This window comes from Parabacteroides sp. AF17-3 (assembly GCF_003635445.1).
In the GTDB taxonomy this organism is placed as follows: domain Bacteria; phylum Bacteroidota; class Bacteroidia; order Bacteroidales; family Tannerellaceae; genus Parabacteroides; species Parabacteroides goldsteinii.
The window spans coordinates 215,149-236,157 of record NZ_QTMM01000001.1 but is presented as its reverse complement, the minus strand read 5'-3'; the positions used below and the strand labels follow the sequence as shown (position 1 = coordinate 236,157).

Below are 21,009 nucleotides of genomic sequence, written 5' to 3'. Positions count from 1 at the left end.
AGATTTGCAATCAAAAATTTCAGATTTCTTGAATCTACTTAAAAATTCGTTTATGAAAAAAGTATTCAGACCTATCGGACTTATTTTGCTTTCCGGTATTTTCTGCGCTCCCAACCAAGTGTATGCGGCAGACAGTAAGCCGGAAATGGCTTTTGCCATCAATCAACAAAAAAAACAGGTAACAGGAACCATTGTTGATGAATTCGGACCCGTTGCCGGAGCTTCCGTCTCTGTGAAAGGAACCAATGAAGGTACTATTACAGATATGGACGGTAACTTCTCTTTGGCAGTAAACCAGGGTGCTACTATCACGATCTCCTTTATCGGTTATATTTCGCAAGAAATCAAGTATACCGGACAGACTTCGTTGGATATCAAATTAGTGGAAGACACACAGAAACTGGATGAAGTAGTCGTAACCGCCATGGGTATCAAAAAGGAAAAACGCGCCTTGAGTTATGCCATGAGCGAACTGAAGTCGGACGATATCCAGCTCGTGCCGGTACAAAACGTAGCCAACTCATTATATGGTAAGGCTGCCGGCGTACAAATTGCACAGACGGCTGCCGGTCCTACGGGAGGTACAAAGATTCAAATCCGCGGTATCAACTCCGTAGAAGGTAATACACGTCCGCTAATCGTTGTTGACGGTATTCCTATTAACGATACAGACTCTAACTGGGCTGGTCGCGAACGTGACCAGACGCAACAGGGTTCTGCCTTGAACGATATCAATCCGGACGACATCGAATCCATGTCTATCCTGAAAGGTGCTAATGCGGCCGCCCTGTATGGTTCGCGTGCAACGAATGGTGTGATCGTGATCACAACCAAACGCGGCGACGGCGGAAAGAAGGGATTAGGCATCCAGGTAGGTACCTCCTATACATACGACCAGCGTGCTTACATGCCTGAATATCAGAACGTCTTCGGTGGAGGTAGCACGCCTTATTTCGTGGCTAACGAAAACGGAGATTATACCTACAGTGGTACTACTTACCGCAGCTTCGGTCCGCGCATGGACGGTACGGAGGTGGTTTGGTGGGATGGCGTGAAACGTCCGTTCTCTCCGCAGCCTAATAACTATCGCGATATCTTTAAAGATGGTTTTACCAACAATAACAGTATCTCTATTACAAACGGCACCGACAAGAACAACATCCGCTTGTCATATACCAATATGAACTATGCCGGTTACCTGGAAAACTTTAAACAGAACAAGCATAACTTCAGCCTCTCGGGCAACTTCAAAGTGCACGAACGTTTGACATTCGATGCTGCCGTCTCTTTCAACATTTCAGATACAAAAAATCCGCCCACGCGTATTGACCGCGTATCCAATTACCCGATGCCTCGTAACGAAATCACCCAGTTGTGGAAGGATCACTATAAGAACAGCGAAGGCTACTACCTGACCGACGAAATCAGTGGCATCAGCGGCTCAAACCGCGACAACATCATCAACTATCTGTTATGGCAGCAGAATGAAAACCAGTATACACAGACGCGCGAACGTTTGATCGCTTCGTTGTCTGCCAATGTCAAGATATTCGATTTCTTGAACTTCCGCCTGCGTGGGGGTACGGACCGTTACAACGACAAGAAGGAAGACAAGGAAATGTTCAAGAGATATGCCGATCCGGCAAACATGAGCGACTTGCAGGGGCTTTACCGCAAGACCGACAATCATTACCGCAAAGATTATGTAGAAGGTTTGTTGATGTTCAATAAAACCTTTAAAGAAGACTTCGACGTGACGGCCAACTTGGGTATCTCAGGCGAAGATATCGCGGAAACCGGTATGACCTGGAGCTCTGAAGGTTTGAAATACAACGGCATGTTCTCTACCAACAATAACAAGAAAGACCCGAAAGCTGCAGGTAGAGATACGGGCTACAACCGAGGTGAATTCCTGGGTGCCGTGTTTGCATCTGCCCAATTGGCTTACAAACGGTTCTTGTATTTGGATTTGACGGCCCGCAACGACTGGTCTTCACGCCTGAGCGCAGGCAACCGCAGTTTCTTCTATCCCTCTGCCGGTTTAAGCTTTGTGTTCACCGAAACATTGGATCTGCCGGATTGGTGGAATTACGGAAAAATCAGAGGTTCATACGCGGTTGTAGGTAATACGACACCGACTATTTATTTCACCAATACGGAATACAATTACGGTTCGTTCAACAACTCGGCCATTACCAACGACTTCGGCAACGACGTTCCGCCTACAAACATTATTCCCGAAAAGACGTATTCATGGGAATTCGGTTTGGAAAGCCGCATGTTTGACGGCCGCCTCGGTTTCGACCTGGCTTATTATACCAACAGAACCAAAAACCAGATTATCACCGTGCCGGTCGCTCCCTCTACAGGTGCCACAGGTATGCGTATGAATGCCGGTGAAATCGGTAACTACGGTATCGAGCTTCAACTGAACGGTACACCGGTTGAAACAAAGAATTTCACGTGGGAAAGTACGCTGAACTTCTCTTTCACGCACAATGAGTTGATCTCGTTGATTGATGGTATGGAAGACCGCCAGATCGGTTCTCCTTGGAGTGCGGCTATCTTCAAAGCTGTCCCGGGATATGCTACTCCTAGTGTATTCATCCGCAAATGGGTACGCGATGATCAGGGAAATATGATTGTAGATAAAAACGGTAATTACCAGCAGGAAGCAGAATTTACGTATGCCGGAAGCGCTGCACCCAAGATGGTAGCCGGCTTCACAAATACCTTCCACTATAAGAACTTCTCATTGAGTGCGCATATTGACGGTTCATTTGGCGGTAAATTGCTTTCATTCACCAACAACTTCTTGAAAGCCACAGGTGCCGGCAAAGAATCTTTGTTCGGCCGTGATGAAGAATATGGCGGTTTGGCTTACTATATTGACAAGAACACCAACCAGAAAGTAGCTTTGGATAGCCACAGTGCTTCGGCTCCTGCCAATGCGTTGGAAGGCCGCGTACATCATGACGGTATGATTGCAGAAGGTGTAAAGGCTGATGGCAGCAAGAACGACATCATCGTGGCAGCTTCGGATTACTACAATTCGCGTTATAACCGTAACGGTTCGGAAGATAACCTGTATGACAACACGTATATCAAACTGCGTGAGTTGAAACTGTCTTACCAGCTTCCTAACAACTGGGTGTCTAAAATCGGTTTGCAGAACCTGAATATTTCTCTTATCGGTAGCAACCTGTTCTACATCTATAAGAGCGTCCCCAACATCAATCCGGAAGCTACTTTGGGTACAAGCGGAACCAACGCTTATGTAGAATATACGACTTACCCGTCGGCTCGTAGTTTCGGTTTTGCACTTAAAACAAGTTTCTAAGTTTTTTGAAAATTAATGTACATAATAAGTAAATCTATGAAACAAACAATATATGGATTCATTTTAAGCGCAATGGTCGCTTTCTCTTCTTGTTCAGACAAGTTGGATGAAAAGCATGATAATCCGGATGCGTTTACTTCCAGCGAAATAGAATATCTGTTTACTAAAGGAGCGCTTCAAACAATCGCTATCGACTATGTAGATACATACAACTTGACGTTCCGCCGCCTGGGTGTTTATCTCCAGACAACGGCCCGCCAGGAAGGTGAAAACCGCAATACGTTGTATCAGAATATTACCGACGACCTGGGACGTTGGGAAAACTATTACGAAACGCGTATGAGAACGTTGACGGAAATCGATAAGATTTATGCCACGTTATCTCCCGAAGAACAAAAAAGCTATCAAAAATATTTCGAAGCGACAAAGGTGATGAAGGCCTTCAATACGGCTATCGCTAGTGACTTTTTTGGCAATATGCCTTACTCGGAAGCCTTTACCGCACGTAATGTTATCTACGGAGGAGCAGTGATTTTCCGCCCGAAATATGATACGCAAAAGGATATTTACTACAACATGCTGGACGATCTGAAGGCGGCTGCCGATTATTTCAAGACAGCAACTTCAGACGATACATTCAAACGTCAGGATATCATCTATGCAGGCGATTGCCAGCGTTGGTCTAAATTTGCTAATTCACTGCGCCTGCGTTATGCGATGCGTATCTCAAACGTAGATCCTGAAAAGGCCAAATCTGTACTGTCTGAATTGTCTATCGACCAATTGATTACAACCAACGATGATAATGCGTATATCAAAGTTTCAGGCCAGTCAACCGCTCCTGATGCCCTATGGCGTGCTATGAATGAAAGCCATTCTACGGGACAAGGTTTTTATATGTATGCGCCGGAGTTGATGGTCAACAAGTTCAAAAAAGCAAACGACCCTCGCCTGTATGTCTTGTATCAACCTGCAACAGATGACGAAGGCAAGGTATATGAAGACAGCAAAGAGATCCTAGGTTATCCGGCTTCAGCCGACAAGGCCATTGCTTTGATCAACGAATATAATGGAAACACTGAAAAAAGTCTGCGCGAAACCTATGGTTGTTTAAATTCGGTTACTTTCCGTAAGAACTTCCAGTTCCCTGTCGGAATTGGTATGACGGCTGCCGAAACTTACCTTTGCCTGGCGGAAGCTGCTCAACGTGGATTGTACAGCGGGAATGCAGAGGAGTTTTATAACAAAGGCATCGCTTTGTCTGTACAAAACTATTACGACTACTACAAGACCAGTGATGCGGAAGGCAAGGACGAAGAATTAGCCAGAACAGACGTTTCGGACGAGACTTTACGTAACTGGATTGCTTCTTCTGCCTACAAGTTTGATGCTTCAAAGGCGTTGGAACAGATCGCTACGCAAAAGTGGATGCATCTTAACTTCCTGCAAATCTATGAAACATGGGCTGAATATCGTCGTACAGACCTGCCTATATTGGATGACGACCGCTTGAACGGGGCTTTGCTAAACAAGGAAAATGCACCTGTACGTGTGTTGTATCCGGCAAAAGAGGCTTCTATGAATACTGAAAACTATAACACGCAAGCTGAATTCAACAAAATTGATGTACGTTTATGGTGGGATACTAAATAAGTATTTTTCACTTTGTCACTAATCTCTTGACCGTATGGTTGATAATCCTTATCTTTGTTGTAATGATTACAATCATACGGTTTTTATTATTACAAAAATATCATAATCAGCGAAGAAAAACATGAATGTGAAGTATCTATTACTTGCTGCCGCCTGTCTGGGTAGTGTGACTATACAAGCGAAAGACTCGATCTACAAAAAAGGGTGGATAGACCTTAACAAGAACGGCGTAAAAGACGTTTATGAAGATCCCGAAGCCCCTATCGAAGCGCGTGTACAAGACCTTCTGAACCAGATGACACTGGAAGAAAAAAGTTGCCAGATGGCCACCCTCTACGGCTTCGGGCGTGTCCTGAAAGACTCCCTGCCCACCGAAGGATGGAAGAATGAGATCTGGAAAGACGGTATCACCAATATCGACGAACAACTGAACGGTGTGGGAAGCGCCCGCCGCCGCACACCCGACCTGATCTACCCGTTCAGCAACCATGCCGAAGCGATCAACAAAACGCAGCGCTGGTTCATCGAAGAAACACGCCTGGGCATCCCTGTGGACTTCTCCAACGAAGGCATCCACGGCTTGAACCATACCAAGGCAACTCCCCTGCCCGCTCCCATTAATATCGGCAGCACCTGGAACCGCGACCTGGTTCATCAGGCTGGAGATATAGCCGGAAAAGAAGCAAAAGCTTTAGGATACAATAATGTGTACGCTCCCATCCTCGACGTAGCCCGCGATCCGCGCTGGGGACGTGTGCTGGAGACTTACGGAGAAGACCCTTATCTGGTAGGCGAACTGGGCACACAGATGGTAAAAGGTATCCAGCAGAACGGTGTAGCTTCCACATTGAAACATTTTGCCGTTTACAGCATTCCGAAGGGTGGCCGCGATGCCGCCGTCCGTACCGACCCGCATGTGGCTCCCCGCGAACTGCATGAGATCCATCTCTATCCTTTCAAAAGAGTTGTCCAGAAAGCGCATCCGAAAGGTGTGATGAGCAGTTATAACGACTGGGACGGTGTGCCCGTAACAGCCAGCTATTATTTCCTGACACAGCTGTTGCGCCAGGAATATGGTTTCAAAGGATACATAGTAAGTGACAGCGAAGCGGTCGAGTTCGTTCAGACCAAACACCATGTAGCCGATTCTTATGAAGAAGCCGTACGCCAGGTAGTAGAAGCCGGCCTGAACGTCCGCACCAACTTCACACATCCGAAAGACTATATCCTGCCGGTACGTAAACTGGTAAAGGAAGGCAAACTCTCCATGAAATCGGTCGACCGCATGGTTGCCGACGTATTGCGCGTTAAATTCGAACTGGGACTGTTCGATTCACCGTATGTAAAAGACCCGAAAGCCGCCGATAAGATTGTCGGAGCCGACAAACATCGCGACTTCGTACTGGATATGCAGAAACAATCCCTCGTATTGCTGAAAAACGAAAACAACCTGCTCCCATTGGATAAGAACCAGACGAAAAAGGTTCTTATAGCCGGTCCGTTAGCCAAGGAAACGAACTATATGATCAGCCGTTACGGCCCTCAGGGACTGGATAACATCACTGTTTACGACGGCATCAAAGACTATCTGGGCAATCAGACAGAAGTTGTTTACGCCAAAGGCTGCGAAGTGAAAGACGCCAACTGGCCCGACAGCGAAATCGTCCCGACTCCGCTGACCGACGAGGAAAAGAAAGGGATTGCCGAAGCCGCCACTGCCGCCGCCGATTGTGACGTTATCATTGCCGTACTGGGAGAAGACGAATCCTGCACTGGCGAAAGTAAATCCCGCACTGGCCTCGACCTTCCGGGCCGTCAGCAACAACTGCTGGAAGCCTTGCACGCCACCGGCAAACCCGTCGTGCTCGTCCTGATCAACGGACAGCCGCTGACTATCAACTGGGCTGATCGCAACATTCCCTCCATCCTGGAAGCCTGGTTCCCCGGCCAGTTAGGTGGAGAAGCGATCGCGCAGACCTTATTCGGCGATTATAACCCAGGCGGCCGCTTATCTGTTACCTTCCCCCGTTCAATCGGACAGATCGAGTTCAACTTCCCGTTCAAGCCGGGTTCACAGGACGGCCAATACTTCGAAGGCCCTAACGGTTCAGGAAGAACCCGTGTAAACGGTGCTCTTTACCCGTTCGGCTACGGATTGAGTTATACCACCTTTGCTTATTCAAACCTTTCCGTAAAACAGGAAACACCCTATTCGCAAAGTCCTGTAACCGTTACCGTAGATGTCACCAACACAGGCAAACGTGCCGGTGACGAAGTCGTACAGTTATATATCCGCGACAAAGTAAGCAGTGTAATCGCTTACGAATCCGTGTTACGCGGCTTTGAACGTATCTCCCTGCAACCGGGCGAGACAAAGACCGTATCCTTCGTCCTCTTGCCGGAAGACCTGCAAATTCTCGACAGACATATGGAATGGACAGTCGAACCGGGCGAATTTGAAGTCCGCATCGGAGCCTCTTCCAACGATATCAAATTAAAAGAGACTTTTGTTGTAAAGTAAAAGACAGGTAATCATAGCCTATCCGCATATTTTATTCCCTCCTGCTTTCGAAACAATCCACAGATTTCGTAAAGTAAGAGGGAATATTTATTTGAAAAAAGAAAGATTAATTATCTTTGCCACAGAGATAAAGGAGAAAAGGCTTGAAAAATCACAAGATACAACAGAGAAACTCACTGGAAACACAAAAGTGTTTCTCACAGATCTACTCGACATACTTTATCAAAATGACACGCTTCTCACAAGCTTATGTCATTGCTGAAGAAGATGCAGAGAATATCGTACAAGATATTTTTCTCTACCTATGGGAACATCCGGAAGTTTTAAAAACGATTGATAATATGGATGCTTTCCTGTTTACCCTGGTCAAAAACAGATGCCTAAATTTCCTTAAACACAACCTGTATATAAATGAAAAGAAAAGAACTTTAGAAACAGCTGAAGAACAAGAAATGCAAATGAATTTATATTCACTCCAACAATTTGACGAATCATTTCTCACGATTTCGGAGGTTGAAAATCTGATTGATGAAGTGATCGGCAAATTACCGGAACGTTGCAGGGAGATATTTATCCTCAGCCGCATGGAGGGATTAAAATACAAAGAGATAGCCGAACGATTAAACATCTCTGTCAATACGGTTGAGAATCAGATATCCATTGCTTTACGCAAATTAAAAATCGAGTTAAAGGATTACCTCCCTCTCCTGCTTTTCATAATATAAGAAGGACGGTAATATTCCTCCCCGTATAAAAAAACTACTTTTTTTCATTTTCCTTTGGTGGTAACTTCCGATGCTTTTGTCTTTATTATAGAGACAAACAAATATGCCATGAATGACAGATTAGATAAATATTTCTCCGGAGAAATGTCCACAGTTGAAAAAACAGCGTTTTTCCAATCGCTGGAAACAGATCCGGAAGCCAAAAAGGAATTTGCACGCACCAAGAATGCACTCGCAATCTCCGAGCTGGTCGACCGGAAGGAAGATGAAGAAAAGACCATCAGAGGAATCCGTGAGTTCGACAGGCGGCTTGGCAAACGCTCCGCCAGACAATTCCGGATCAATCTCCTGAAATATGCAGCGATAGCACTGATCTTGATAGCCGGTTCCTGGTTTGCCTCCCAACAGTACACCCGCCATCAGCAAAAGATTCTATTTACCGAAATAAACGTACCTAAAGGACAGCGTGTAAATATGACATTGGCCGACGGTACATCCGTCTGGTTAAGCCCACGAAGTAGAATCAGAATACCCAATGAATTCCAAGGAGATAACCGTACAGTCGAGTTAGACGGAGAAGGGTATTTTTCTGTGACAAAAGATCCCAAACGGCCATTCATCGTCAAGACGCAGCAGTTTAATGTGGAAGTTTTGGGCACAGAATTCAACGTGTTTGCCTATACTGAGATACCGCGCTTTGAAACCAACCTGGTCGAAGGTTCCGTACTTGTTTACAACAAGGACAACAGGAATGAAATGATCCGGCTGAAACCCAACGAGAAAGTATCGGTCATCAATGATGTCATGGTCAAATCGAGTTCCGATTTTGATAATAAGGATTATCTGGAGAGCGGTATCTTCAGTTTCAGGGCAAAGCCTTTTGTCGAAATACTGGACTGCCTGTCACTCTGGTATAATGTCAGGTTCAAAGTGACCGGAACAATTGCTCTTACCCAGAAAATATCCGGTAAATTCCGGCAAAGCGAAGAAATAGAGAAAATACTGGGTGCCTTACAGAACGTTTACCATTTCAATTTTAAGAGAATATCTGAAAATGAATTTGAAATCTATTAATCAACATATGTCTAACCGATAAAAACAAATGCCCATGAAGTAAGAAAACAGCTATTATGATAGGGCCAAAAAGGGTAAGTGCTGGAATCACTTACCCTATAGAGCCAATACTATCAAATCCATTTCGAGACAGATAACAGTATCAACTTTAAACTATCAGCAAAGTTATGAAAAAAAACTTGTTGCAACTATGCTATGTATTTAAACATGATGAATTAACACACATTATTCGTATTATGAGATTATCCGTGTTTTTTGTATTCGTACTATTTCTTCAGCTGCATGCGGTCAATATGCATTCGCAGGAAGCACGAATCACCATCACCAGAAATAATCTTTCATTCGGTGAACTGATTACCGAAATAGAAAGACAGACCGATTATTTGTTCCTGTACGGCGATAAGGATATCAACCTGTCCCAACCAGTCCAGGTCAATGCGAAAAACAAAACAGTGAAAGAAGTTTTGGACAATGTCCTGGCAAACAAAGGACTTACTTATAAAGTACTGGATAACTACATATCCATACATTCAACGAAAAACAAACGTTCCATCTCCTACTCCGAGCCGCCGGCCGGCACTCCTCAGGTTCCCGTTATCAAAGTCACAGGGACCGTGGTAGACCAGTCGAAAACTCCCATTATCGGAGCCAACGTGCTTCTGAAAGGAAGTACCTCAACCGGGACAGTGACCGATATCGACGGTCATTTCTCGATCGAAGTTCCGGCAAATGCCCATCTTGTGTTCTCTTATATCGGCTATCAAAACAAGGATATCGCCGTCAATAATCAAAAGACATTGTTAATCTCCTTACTGGAAGATTCTAAAAACCTGGAAGAAGTCGTCGTCACCGCCCTAGGTATCAAACGCTCGGAAAAAGCGCTGGGATATGCGGTACAGAAAGTTGGGGGAGATAAAGTCACAGCGGTTAAATCAGTAGATGTCGGCACAGCATTGACAGGTAAAATAGCAGGCTTGAATGTACAGAACAGTACGGAATTTAACGAAGCACCCAGCCTCCTATTACGCGGAGAAACGCCCTTATTGGTTGTAGACGGCGTACCTTACGGCAATATCTCCCTGCGCGACATCGCCTCCGACGATATTGAATCCGTAGATGTTCTGAAAGGCGCAACAGCGTCAGCCCTGTATGGAGCAAGAGGGGGAACAGGTGCCATCATGGTTACAACCAAAAGAGGTACAGAGGACGGCCTGAATGTAAGCATAAACAGTAGTACGATGTTCGAATCAGGCTTTCTACGATTACCCGAAGTACAAACATCATATAGTACCGGGATGAACGGGAAATATAACTCGGAAGACTTTGTATGGGGTGACAAAATGGACATAGGCCGTACAGCAACGCAATATGACCCATACACACACGAATGGCGGGAAATGCCTTTAGTATCCAAAGGTAAAAACAACTTCAAGAACTTCCTTGAATTCAGTTTTGTTACGAACAATAATATCAGCGTCACACAAAAAGGAAAATACGGAAGTTTCCGTACTTCTCTGACCCATATTTATAATAAAGGGCAGTACCCGAACACTAAATTGAACAAGATCAATTACACGGTTGCCGGAGATATGAAATACAAGAACTTCACATTTGAAGGCGGACTTACTTACAATAAACGTTTCTATCCGAATAACACCGGAACCGGATACGGGACCGGAGGGTATATATACAGTATGCTGGTCTGGACCGGAACGGACCTGGACATCCGGGACTATAAAAATTATTGGAAAAAAGAGAACGAAGAACAGAACTGGCCCAATAAAGTATGGTATGATAATCCTTATTTCATCGCTAATGAGATTGTCCATTCCAGCGATTATGATGTTGTCAATGGTTTCCTTACTGCCAGCTATGAATTCACCCCGTGGTTGAAAGCCTCATTAAGATCAGGTGTCGACACCTATAGCGAACGTGAGAAATGGAGAAACTCCATCGGAGCTTACGGCGGATGGAATAAAAAAGGATATTATGAAGAAAGACGAAAAGGCGGTTATAGCATCAACAATGATTTTATGGTAACAGCCGACCATAAATTCGGTGATTTTTCCGTTGATGCCTTTATCGGCGGTACCATTTATTTCTATCAGGACGACTGGCTCTCCGGTAAAACGAAGAACGGTCTCTCAATTCCCGGATATTATTCATTATACGCATCTGTCGATCCGGCACAGATAGAAAGTTCGATAAAGAAAAAGCAGGTAAACAGTATCTATGGAAAAGCATCCGTAGCATGGAAAAGTACGTTCTTCCTGGATATTACCGGAAGAAATGACTGGTCGTCGACACTCCCGTCGGAAACACGCTCTTATTTTTATCCTTCGGTATCGGCAAGTATTGTTGCTTCCGAATTAATCCCGATGCCGGAATGGATTGATTTCTGGAAAATCAGAGGTTCCTGGACACAGACCAAAAAGGATCTGGATGTCTATGATACCAACAAAAGTTATACCATCAAAACAAATATGTGGGACGGAATGAACGGAGCTACTTATCCGACAAAGATGAGAAGTGCCCTCATTAAACCGAGTTCAACCCGTTCATACGAAATAGGAACTGCTTTCCACTTCCTGAAAAACAGATTTCAACTAGACATCACTTATTACAATAAACTATATTACAACCTGACCCGTGACGCTTCTATCAGTGACGCTTCCGGTTTCGAATATACATTGATTAATATTGACGAAGAGCAACTCAGGAAAGGCGTTGAAATTACCATAGGCGGAAACCTGTTAAAGAAAAAGGACTGGGAATGGGATGCAACTTTCAACTGGTCACTCGACCGTTATTATTACTCCAAAGTAGACCCGATCTATTCTACACAGAAAGAATGGGTAAAAGCAGGCGAACGTTGGGACTGGTTGGGTTATTATGACTGGGAACGCGATCCGCAAGGAAATATAATACACGAAGGTGGTTATCCTATCCAAAGTAAATTCCAAAGCGTTGCCGGAAACGAGTATCCAGATTGGGTGTTTGGTTTCAACAATACACTCAGATACAAAAACTTTACATTAGGTTTTACGCTTGACGGCCGTATCGGAGGTGTCGCCCACTCTGTAATGGATCAGGCGCTTTGGATGACGGGAGCACATATAGACAGTGACAGTCCATGGAGATACGATGAAGTTGTAAACGGGAAAAAAAATTATGTAGGACAAGGAGTAATGGTTGTATCAGGAAGCGTAGACAGAGACTCTAACGGTAATATTATCAGAGACAACAGAGTCTTTGCTCCTAACGATAAAGCAGTATCTTATGAAGGTTATATGAAATTATATAACGGAGCCGGAAACGTTTGGGATGCCAAGCATCAGCATATATTGGATCAGACATTTATCAAACTGAGAGAACTGTCACTGACCTATGCAGTACCCAGTCCTTTCTGTAAGAAAATCGGTTTACAAGGAGCATCTGTCGCCTTTATCGGACAGAATCTGTTCATCTGGACAAAAGAATTCAGATTCTCCGATCCCGATAAATCCTCTGAAAACTTAAATTCCCCCTCTCTGCGTATGCTTGGATGTAATTTAAAAATCAACTTTTAATCAACAAATATATGAAAGCACTTAAATATATATTTTTGTCAGCCCTCTTTATTGCCGGATACGGATGTTCTGCATATGATGACATAAACACGAATCCGAATGCGGCAACCACAGTATCATCGTCTTTACTGGCAACCCCTCTCCTGCTTGATTTAACAGCTACAGGAGGTACTGCATCCGGTTTTATAAGCGACAATTGTCTGGCTAAACAAATGGTATGGTTAGAATCGTTACATGATTACAATTACAATGTTCTGGGGAGAGCTGGTCTCGGAGGATACAAAACTCTGATGAATGCCGTAAAAATGGTAGAACTGGCCCCGGAAGAAGACAAAGCCGCTTACCAGGGTTTAGGCCTTTTCATTAAAACATATAAACTGTTCTATACTTCCATGCAGCTGGGAGATATTCCTTACAGTGAAGCATTACAAGGTGAAGAAGGAAATGTCAAACCCAAATACGATCCTCAGGAAGACGTTATGATTGCCATCATGAACGACCTCGACGAGTCAGCTCGTTTCTTCAGTGAAGCCCACGATTTTGAAGGCGATCCGATCTTGCAAGGCAATATCTCGAAATGGCAAAAAACGGTAGATGCTTTCCGACTGAAAGTATTATTATATCTTTCCATGAAAGAAGACCACCCCGTGCTAAAAATAAAAGAACGGTTTGCACGAATCGTTACTGAAGGAAAACTGATGAAGTCAAACGAAGACAATTTCCAGTTGGTCTTCTCCAATAAGGCAGGCCAGACCTATCCTTTCAACACATCCGTGTCAAAACATTATATGTATTCGACCATTTCAAGTGTAATGGTCGATACACTTAAAGCCTATAATGATTACCGTCTGTTTTACTTTGCCGAACCGGCAAAAGCGCTTATCAGTCAGGGATTACAGGCGAACGATATGAATGCTTATGCAGGATTGGATCCGGCAGGTGACTTTTCCGACCTTCAATCTATGAATGCCGACGGAAAATGCTGTACGATGAACCTGAGATATACAGAGGTCGTTTCCGGTGAACCTTATATACGCCTGGGTTATGCCGAACAATGTTTTATTCTCGCCGAAGGTGTATTGCGGGGATGGATAAGCGGAGATGCCAATACATATTACAACAACGGCATTAAGGCCGCTATGAAGTTTGTTGCAGATAACACACCGGACGATAACAAATATCACCACGGAATGAAAATTACAGAAGCCTATATCACTGACTATCTGAACAGCGACCGTATCATCCTTTCCGGCAGTTTCGATCATAAACTAAAACAGATTATCGGACAAAAATACCTGGCTTACTACATGCAGCATCCTTTTGATGCATATTATGAATACAGACGCACCGGATATCCGGAACTTCCCATTAACCCGGAAACTAACCGGAACACAGTGAAAGACAAGATTCCTGTACGATGGATGTATTCCACCTGGGAATATGACTTCAACAGGGAAAGCGTGGAAGAAGCCGTTGCCCGCCAATATGGCGGACTGGATGATAACAACAAATTAATGTGGATCTTACAAAAATAAATAATCAACAGTTATGAAAAAGAATATCTTATTCATTCTACTTGGCATTTTCTTTGCCATGAACACCTACAATATATCAGCAGCATCCCCAAGAGCCAAACACGTGATTTTAATCGGTTTGGACGGCTGGGGAGCCTATAGTGTCTCAAAAGCAGAAATGCCTAACATAAAGAAACTTATGGACGATGGTTCATACACTTTGAAGAAACGGTCAGTACTGCCGTCTTCAAGCGCAGTAAACTGGGCTTCCATGTTCATGGGAGCCGGTCCGGAACTTCACGGATATACCGAATGGTATTCAAAGACGCCTGAACTTCCTTCACGGGAAGTAAATAAAAACGGAATATTCCCTACCGTATTCAGTTTATTGCATGAATCCGATCCCAAAGTTGAGATAGGTTGCATATACGAATGGGAAACTATCCGTTGTTTGGTAGATACTTTCGCACTCAATTATGATAAACATGTTTCCGAAGCAGAGAGTAACCCAGCAGCTGCTGCACAATATGCTGCTGATTATATAAAAAAAGCACATCCTAACCTGCTGGCCGTAATCATCGACAACCCTGACCATGTCGGACATGCAGCAGGTCATGACACTCCTGAATATTATGCAATGTTGAAAGAACTGGATAAGTATGTAGGCCAGATAGTCAATGCTGTAAAAGAAGCCGGGATGCTTGATGAGACTATTTTTATTGTCACTGCCGATCACGGTGGCATCAATAAAGGTCATGGAGGCAAAACCATGGAAGAAATGGAGACAGCCTTCATTATCTCTGGAAAAAATATCAAAAAGGGCCATGAAATAACCGAGAGTATGATGCAGTTCGATGTTGCATCGACCATAGCTCATATCTTTAAACTGGAACAGCCACAAGTATGGATCGGACGACCTGTATTATCGGCTTTTGAGAAATAAATAAAGTTATATGGGGCCGGTGAATGCCGGCTCCATTCATATCCCTCCCCTTTATTATTCATTCCTTTTTATACTTTATTAAAAAGAATCCCACCTCAATTCCCCCGGATTTGAATATCTTAGCGGAAAATCAGTTATCCTCTTAAAACCGATCGATTATGGATAGCCTGCAAAGATGGAAAACACAATACCGGTTTTACCGGACATTCTTCCTCAGTACATTAAAATTCAGTGTCCTGGTCAGCTTTCTCTTTGCATCTATGGGCGCCATTACTTTCATTATCCTATATAACGGAAACATTATGGATTCCGTCAAACTCTGGTTTCGCCTCATCCCTACGGTCGGACTGGGATTCGACTATATCTACAAGGAACTGACACGCAAAGAAGAATATTTTTTCTATTATAATCAGGGAATCGGCAAATATCAACTCTGGATCGTTACGTTTATCGTCATGTTCATCTGCTGTAATCTACTGAATCAAATCATCGAGCTATGTACACAGGCCTTGAAATAGACAGCATACTTAAATCGTTCGGCGAACGGACCATACTGGCAGACGTCTACCTGAAATGTTGCCGGGGAGATATTATTGCCCTTTTCGGACGAAACGGGACAGGCAAATCAACCTTGCTGAATATCATCTTCGGCACCTTGAAAGCCGACCGGAAGTTTATCCGCATCGACGGAAAAGTCATAAAAGGGCTGGCTTTCCGCTCCGGACTGCTTGCCTATCTGCCACAGCATCCCTCCTTTCCCTCACATCTGAAAGTATCACGGATAGCAGAACTTTGTATCGCTCCGGAAGACAGGAAACGCTTTTTCGCAGACCCAATACTATTTCGCATCCGGACCTCCCGTATCTGTGAAATATCAACCGGAGAACAACGTTACCTGGAAATCAAAACCACCCTTTTCAGTCCGGCCCCTTATATCCTGCTGGACGAACCTTTCAGCGGTGTCTCGCCCGTTGTTGCCGAACAGATACGCAAACTGATGACCGAAAGCGCCCAAAACCACGGAATCATTCTGACAGACCACAATTTCAGGGAAGTACACAAAATAGCGAACCGAATCACTCTGCTCGACGATTGTTACCTGAAAGAGATAAAAAACAGAGAAGAGTTAATACCTTACGGCTATTATCAGCCATAAAAAAGGGACACCCTTCCGGATATCCCCAACACTGAAAAACTTCATTTTATTCTATTCCATACTTTTGCATCGCATATCTACCCAAAACTTCCAGGTAGCTGAGACACTTTCTTGCTAACTTTTTCATAGCGCAATACTAATTATTTAAAACGATCTCTTTGTCTAAACATATTCTATAAATATGTTTTATAACACAAAAGTAGTGGTTATATAGATACGATATACTTCCCGGACCGGCTTTTAACATCATTTGCACAAAAGGCTGGCCGGGCCGTTGAAGCGCCTTACCCGATAATGTATTTGGAGTAAGGCAGTTTGCTCAATAAATAGACAAACAGCCAGGTCGCTGCCAGCGTAAAGACAGCCGATACCGGAACGATTGCCGGAATAGGAATACCCAACCAAAGCGTCAGTAAATAAGAAGGCCCTACAAAGAAATAATGTACGCAATAAACGCCGAACCCCAGTTTCGTCAGATTAGCCAACGCCCGGCAAATCAAAGGAGAAGTAATACGAACCTTCTGCATCAGAAGGAATATGGCCGCCGTCATCAGCATCGCATTCGGAGAACAATAAGTAAAGAACAGTTCCATACCTTCCTCACTCACATTCGGGTCCGATGTCATATATCTGAACCCAATGAAAGTGGCCAGATAGCCTATCAGGAACAAAGGAACAACAACAGCCAGTGTTTTGCCGACCGACCAGTCATTTCCTTTCCCTAAATAATGCCCGAGCAATAAATACCCGTTAAAACCGGCAAAATAATAGAACAGGCCATAAGCATTCCATGAACAAGTTCCGAAAAGATAATGAGAAACAAACTCCATCAGATAAGGAATAAACAACGAAGCTCCCCAAATATATAAGAACCAGCGTTTACCCTTTTCGGATGCTTTTTCCACCCAGGCAGAAAAGACAGGCATATAAAGATACAATCCGATTAAAGCATAAATATACCACATCGGCGTTGCGTAAACGGTAAAATTGAGCGGTATCATAGCTACATCTTTCAACCCGTCGGCCAAAGAAGCTGAAGGATTGGGTGCGTAAGGAAAAAAGTCTGTCACCAGTTCCGGACTCCCTCCTACCCATTGGATAAACCATGGAGCCAGATTAAACAGCACTGACCAGATCAGGAAAGGAAAAAAGACACGCGGAATACGTTTCTTATAAAAGACCGAAGCCTCCTGCTTCACCGGAAGCAACAAGAAACCTGTCATCATCACAAACAGAGGCACACAAGCCCTCAGCATTGATCCATAAGCCGATCCCCAGAAATTAAAATCAGGATTGGCACGCGACTCCGGAGAGGCATTAAAAGGGTCCGTACAATGGCAGGCAATCACCATCAGGATAGCAACGAAGCGAAGTGCGTCCAGCCAGACGATATGCGGACGGGCAGTAGTAGTTGTGTTATTCATGGTAAGCGTATTTTTTAATAGGACGTAAAAGTAGAAAATAGTTCCGTACATTACAACATATTTATTTCATATATTACGATAACAAAATATCATATATTATGATACAACATTTTCATAATATATGCGACTATAATATCATAATATATGATACTTCTCTCAGACCGTTATATAGTAAAACCGATAATACAACCTATCCCCTCTTGTACTCGGAAGGAACAATCCCTGTCTGCTTAATAAAGGCACGGCGGAATGTACTCATGGAATGAAAACCGGAACGTTCGGCAATCTCCTGGATACTGGCAAGCGGCTCGGCATCCATCAGGCGCTTACTCTCCTCCACCCGGAACTGGTTTACATAATCGGAGAACGACATTCCCAATTCCTTATTAAACAATTGCGAAAGATAGGAACGACTGATAGGGAACACCCGTTGAAGATCAGTTAACCGGAGGTCATCATTCAGATAAGGTTTCTCCCGCTCGAACCAAGTATTCACCTCTTCTGCATAACGTTTGAAAAGGGCACCCCGCTGTTCCTCGTCATCATCATCCTCTTCCTCATCATTCGAAGGAAGATCCCACCCGTTCTTAAAGGAATGCTCAAGCCGGATATTTTTAAGGAATAAAGCCTTATAGAAGAAATAAAACCATACTACCAGCATAACAGACTTAATAACGACATAAAGAATCGTCCGGTCGGTCAGCAACAAAATAACATAAAGGAAATACAGGATAGACAACACGATCATTGTCCGCCTCAACCACTCCAGGTCATAGTTTTCAGGGTCCGACACATTTTCACTTAAATAAGCTGTATATTCATCGGCATATTTTATAACCAGATATATCGGCACAATCATATAAAAAAGAGTAAGCGCCAAGACCAATAGCCGCAGAAATACATCCAGATTAAAATGCGTAAAAACATCTTTTATCGAATAAAAAACATGAATCTCCCCACCCGATAACCGATAAGTAAGATACGATAAACCACCTACTATAACAGGCGAAAGAAAAACCGAAAAACGCCTTAAAGTAAGGAAACCGGGACGTAGCTTTTCAATCACATAACTAGCAAGGCAGGCTGTCACAAAACAGCTTGCAATAAGAACGTCGGGATGGAACGCTTCCTTTGCTTCATCCACATAAGAATTAACGGAAATTCTGATTACAGCCATCAAAGCCCACATAATCATACTCCATGCCAAAATAAGTCGTGCTCGGTTACCAAATGACCTCAATAGCATCATAATGCCTCCTAATACGCACAGGCCTATTATTTGCATACTCAATAAAAACTGTATTTTGTCCAGCATATTCTTTCCCCTCGTTTTAGTATAAACAATTTGGTCCCTCAATTAGTTGATTTGCACTCTATTTAGACAATTTGACGCCTCTGGATTATTTGCACCATGCGTTTTTATACCATTTCATCGTGGTTTTATACCGTATGATCCCTCTCTTTCCCCAAACTGCCGGATATTTGCAATATGAAATTTGATACAAAAATAGCATAAAAGTATGAGAAATTTATTACTATTAATTACACTGATTTCGGGTTTGGCTGGTTGTTCGCACGAGAGCAATTTCTCAGCCATTGAGAGTATTAGCGCGAAAGAAAAGCCATTAAAAATTATTACACGTATTTTAACTACTAAATCGGCGAATTTCGTACAGGAATTCAAAGAAGGTTCGGAAATAGGACTGCTGATTACACGCGAAAGCGATGGCGGACTTTATGACGAGGATAGTGATTATATAAATGTAAAAGCAGAAGCAAATTTAATTAGTAATAAAATCTCCTGGCGGCAAACGCCGGAAGTCACACTTAATTTTGACCCGGCCACCGTGTATGCCTATTATCCATATCAGCCGCAGATGAAGCTCGGAACAGCAAGCATTCCTGTGAAGCTGTCGCCCGATGCCACTCAAACCCGCGACTATATGTATGGCACACACGCTCTCGGCCAAAAAATAGTAAACAGCATCTCCCCGGTGGTCTTGCTGAATATGGAACATGCGCTGTCGCTCATTTCTTTCCAGGTGAATCTGTCGGAAGGAGAAAATGAAAGCTATCAGCTAAGTGCCATACAGATAGGAAATAAAGCCGGAGGAAGCGCCCTGATATGCAAAGGTATGATGGACATCAGAAACGGACGAATCACTAAAATAGCCGGTTGCAGCACCTCGACCCGTCTGAATTTGCCGGAACCGGTTACATTAGGTAAGGAATATTGCAAAACCCAACAGATCAGGGTGATTCCGACAACGGCCCCCATAGCGGAAGGAGACATCGAAGCTCTTTTCATAATCAACGGGAATTCATATAAGTACAAGATACCTGCACAGACGATGTGGGAAAAAGGACATAAATACCTCTACAAATTAACTCTCAGCGGAGAGGCTCTTACATTGAAAGAGGTATCCGTTACCGACTGGATACAGGGTAACGGTGAAGATGCTACAAGCAGCATTATGTAAGTTTTATTTTATGTTTTGGTTATGGTTTAGAATCACTGGGTAACTGTATTTTGTTGCGATGCCGATGCACTGGTGCCCGGATGTACGGACGATTCGTCTGATAGAGCAGACAGTCCGGCATTGCAAGAAGAAATACAGTTACCGCCAAGGAAGGAAAGCAGTCTCCCTCACAACCCCGACATCCGGTTAAGAGGCCTAAAAAACAACCTTCCGACAGGATTCTATAAGTGTAAACGCCGTGGCAAGTTGTTCCATGCTTCTTGCCACCGGCCACTACACCGAAACAACCATCCGGGATACGGCAGCGGCCGATCCTTTCTGAAAAAGATTGAACGAACTAACTCGTGAGAGTTACGTATACATTTAATTAATACTAAAATAGTAGTAATGAAGCCGGCCCCGAATACCGCGTCCTGCACTCAACAGGACACATATTCCCTCTCAACTTATCGCCGACAACACTCTTTTATTTGACTATAAACCTTGCCGGGGCCGGTTTCATTATGCTACTATTTTCTTTTCCTCAAAAATTCAATACGTATTATTTCATCAAATAGAATTATATTTTCCATATTTTCCCTACTTTTGTTTTCCAATGACTATTGTGAAT

General features: G+C 43.7%; 13 protein-coding genes. 11 read left to right on the top strand and 2 right to left on the bottom strand.

The annotated features are described in order from the left end of the window. Nucleotides 1–52: 52 nt before the first annotated feature. The 10 genes from DWW91_RS00710 to DWW91_RS00665 all read left to right on the top strand — a co-directional run bounded on the left by DWW91_RS00710 (nt 53) and on the right by DWW91_RS00665 (nt 16,495). Nucleotides 53–3,340, top strand: a complete 3,288-nt coding sequence (locus DWW91_RS00710) for a SusC/RagA family TonB-linked outer membrane protein (protein ID WP_122326652.1) — start codon at nt 53–55, stop codon at nt 3,338–3,340. A gap of 36 nt (nt 3,341–3,376) precedes the next feature. Further along, a complete protein-coding gene (locus DWW91_RS00705; protein WP_122326651.1) occupies nt 3,377–4,993 on the top strand; it encodes a SusD/RagB family nutrient-binding outer membrane lipoprotein in 1,617 nt (538 codons plus the stop codon). A 121-nt stretch (nt 4,994–5,114) separates the two neighbouring features. Continuing rightward, the gene (locus DWW91_RS00700) at nt 5,115–7,514 is read left to right on the top strand and encodes a glycoside hydrolase family 3 N-terminal domain-containing protein (RefSeq protein ID WP_122326650.1); all 2,400 of its coding nucleotides are present in this window, start codon (nt 5,115–5,117) and stop codon (nt 7,512–7,514) included. A 143-nt stretch (nt 7,515–7,657) separates the two neighbouring features. Further along, a complete protein-coding gene (locus tag DWW91_RS00695; protein WP_370449545.1) occupies nt 7,658–8,239 on the top strand; it encodes an RNA polymerase sigma-70 factor in 582 nt (193 codons plus the stop codon). A 108-nt stretch (nt 8,240–8,347) separates the two neighbouring features. Then, complete coding sequence (locus tag DWW91_RS00690; RefSeq protein WP_122326829.1) at nt 8,348–9,313, top strand: FecR family protein; 966 nt, start codon at nt 8,348–8,350, stop codon at nt 9,311–9,313. Nucleotides 9,314–9,480: 167 nt separating this feature from the next. Continuing rightward, entirely contained in the window at nt 9,481–12,882 is a 3,402-nt protein-coding gene (locus tag DWW91_RS00685) for a SusC/RagA family TonB-linked outer membrane protein (RefSeq protein ID WP_122326649.1), read from the top strand. 11 nt (nt 12,883–12,893) lie between these two features. Beyond that, on the top strand, nt 12,894–14,417 hold the full coding sequence (locus DWW91_RS00680) for a SusD/RagB family nutrient-binding outer membrane lipoprotein (RefSeq protein ID WP_122326648.1): 1,524 nt from the start codon (nt 12,894–12,896) through the stop codon (nt 14,415–14,417). A 13-nt stretch (nt 14,418–14,430) separates the two neighbouring features. Beyond that, on the top strand, nt 14,431–15,339 hold the full coding sequence (locus DWW91_RS00675; protein ID WP_199722532.1) for an alkaline phosphatase: 909 nt from the start codon (nt 14,431–14,433) through the stop codon (nt 15,337–15,339). A 158-nt stretch (nt 15,340–15,497) separates the two neighbouring features. Next, the gene (locus tag DWW91_RS00670) at nt 15,498–15,857 is read left to right on the top strand and encodes a hypothetical protein (RefSeq protein ID WP_122326647.1); all 360 of its coding nucleotides are present in this window, start codon (nt 15,498–15,500) and stop codon (nt 15,855–15,857) included. Then, nucleotides 15,836–16,495, top strand: a complete 660-nt coding sequence (locus DWW91_RS00665; protein WP_122326646.1) for an ATP-binding cassette domain-containing protein — start codon at nt 15,836–15,838, stop codon at nt 16,493–16,495. Before DWW91_RS00670 ends, DWW91_RS00665 begins: the two co-directional genes overlap by 22 nt. Before the next feature lie 284 nt (nt 16,496–16,779). Here the strand turns inward: DWW91_RS00665 and DWW91_RS00660 are convergent, their stop codons facing one another. Next, nucleotides 16,780–17,919: an acyltransferase gene (locus DWW91_RS00660; protein WP_044245301.1), complete on the bottom strand. Its 1,140-nt coding sequence runs from the start codon at nt 17,917–17,919 to the stop codon at nt 16,780–16,782. 190 nt (nt 17,920–18,109) lie between these two features. Continuing rightward, a complete protein-coding gene (locus DWW91_RS00655) occupies nt 18,110–19,234 on the bottom strand; it encodes a helix-turn-helix domain-containing protein (RefSeq protein ID WP_010801207.1) in 1,125 nt (374 codons plus the stop codon). Between the two features lie 205 nt (nt 19,235–19,439). On the opposite strand from DWW91_RS00655, the gene DWW91_RS00650 reads away from it, so the two are divergent. Then, nucleotides 19,440–20,399 carry a fimbrillin family protein gene (locus tag DWW91_RS00650; protein WP_122326645.1) on the top strand — a complete coding sequence of 320 codons (960 nt, stop codon included), beginning with the start codon at nt 19,440–19,442 and terminating at the stop codon, nt 20,397–20,399. The last annotated feature ends 610 nt before the right edge of the window (nt 20,400–21,009 follow it).

What these genes read in the sequence shown, in the direction of transcription:
- DWW91_RS00710 (WP_122326652.1), top strand. Translation starts at nt 53, where the DNA reads ATGAAAAAAGTATTCAGACCTATCGGACTTATTTTGCTTTCCGGTATT.
- DWW91_RS00705 (WP_122326651.1), top strand. Translation starts at nt 3,377, where the DNA reads ATGAAACAAACAATATATGGATTCATTTTAAGCGCAATGGTCGCTTTC.
- DWW91_RS00700 (WP_122326650.1), top strand. Translation starts at nt 5,115, where the DNA reads ATGAATGTGAAGTATCTATTACTTGCTGCCGCCTGTCTGGGTAGTGTG.
- DWW91_RS00690 (WP_122326829.1), top strand. Translation starts at nt 8,348, where the DNA reads ATGAATGACAGATTAGATAAATATTTCTCCGGAGAAATGTCCACAGTT.
- DWW91_RS00685 (WP_122326649.1), top strand. Translation starts at nt 9,481, where the DNA reads ATGAAAAAAAACTTGTTGCAACTATGCTATGTATTTAAACATGATGAA.
- DWW91_RS00680 (WP_122326648.1), top strand. Translation starts at nt 12,894, where the DNA reads ATGAAAGCACTTAAATATATATTTTTGTCAGCCCTCTTTATTGCCGGA.
- DWW91_RS00675 (WP_199722532.1), top strand. Translation starts at nt 14,431, where the DNA reads ATGAAAAAGAATATCTTATTCATTCTACTTGGCATTTTCTTTGCCATG.
- DWW91_RS00670 (WP_122326647.1), top strand. Translation starts at nt 15,498, where the DNA reads ATGGATAGCCTGCAAAGATGGAAAACACAATACCGGTTTTACCGGACA.
- DWW91_RS00665 (WP_122326646.1), top strand. Translation starts at nt 15,836, where the DNA reads ATGTACACAGGCCTTGAAATAGACAGCATACTTAAATCGTTCGGCGAA.
- DWW91_RS00660 (WP_044245301.1), bottom strand. Translation starts at nt 17,919, where the DNA reads ATGAATAACACAACTACTACTGCCCGTCCGCATATCGTCTGGCTGGAC.
- DWW91_RS00655 (WP_010801207.1), bottom strand. Translation starts at nt 19,234, where the DNA reads ATGCTGGACAAAATACAGTTTTTATTGAGTATGCAAATAATAGGCCTG.
- DWW91_RS00650 (WP_122326645.1), top strand. Translation starts at nt 19,440, where the DNA reads ATGAGAAATTTATTACTATTAATTACACTGATTTCGGGTTTGGCTGGT.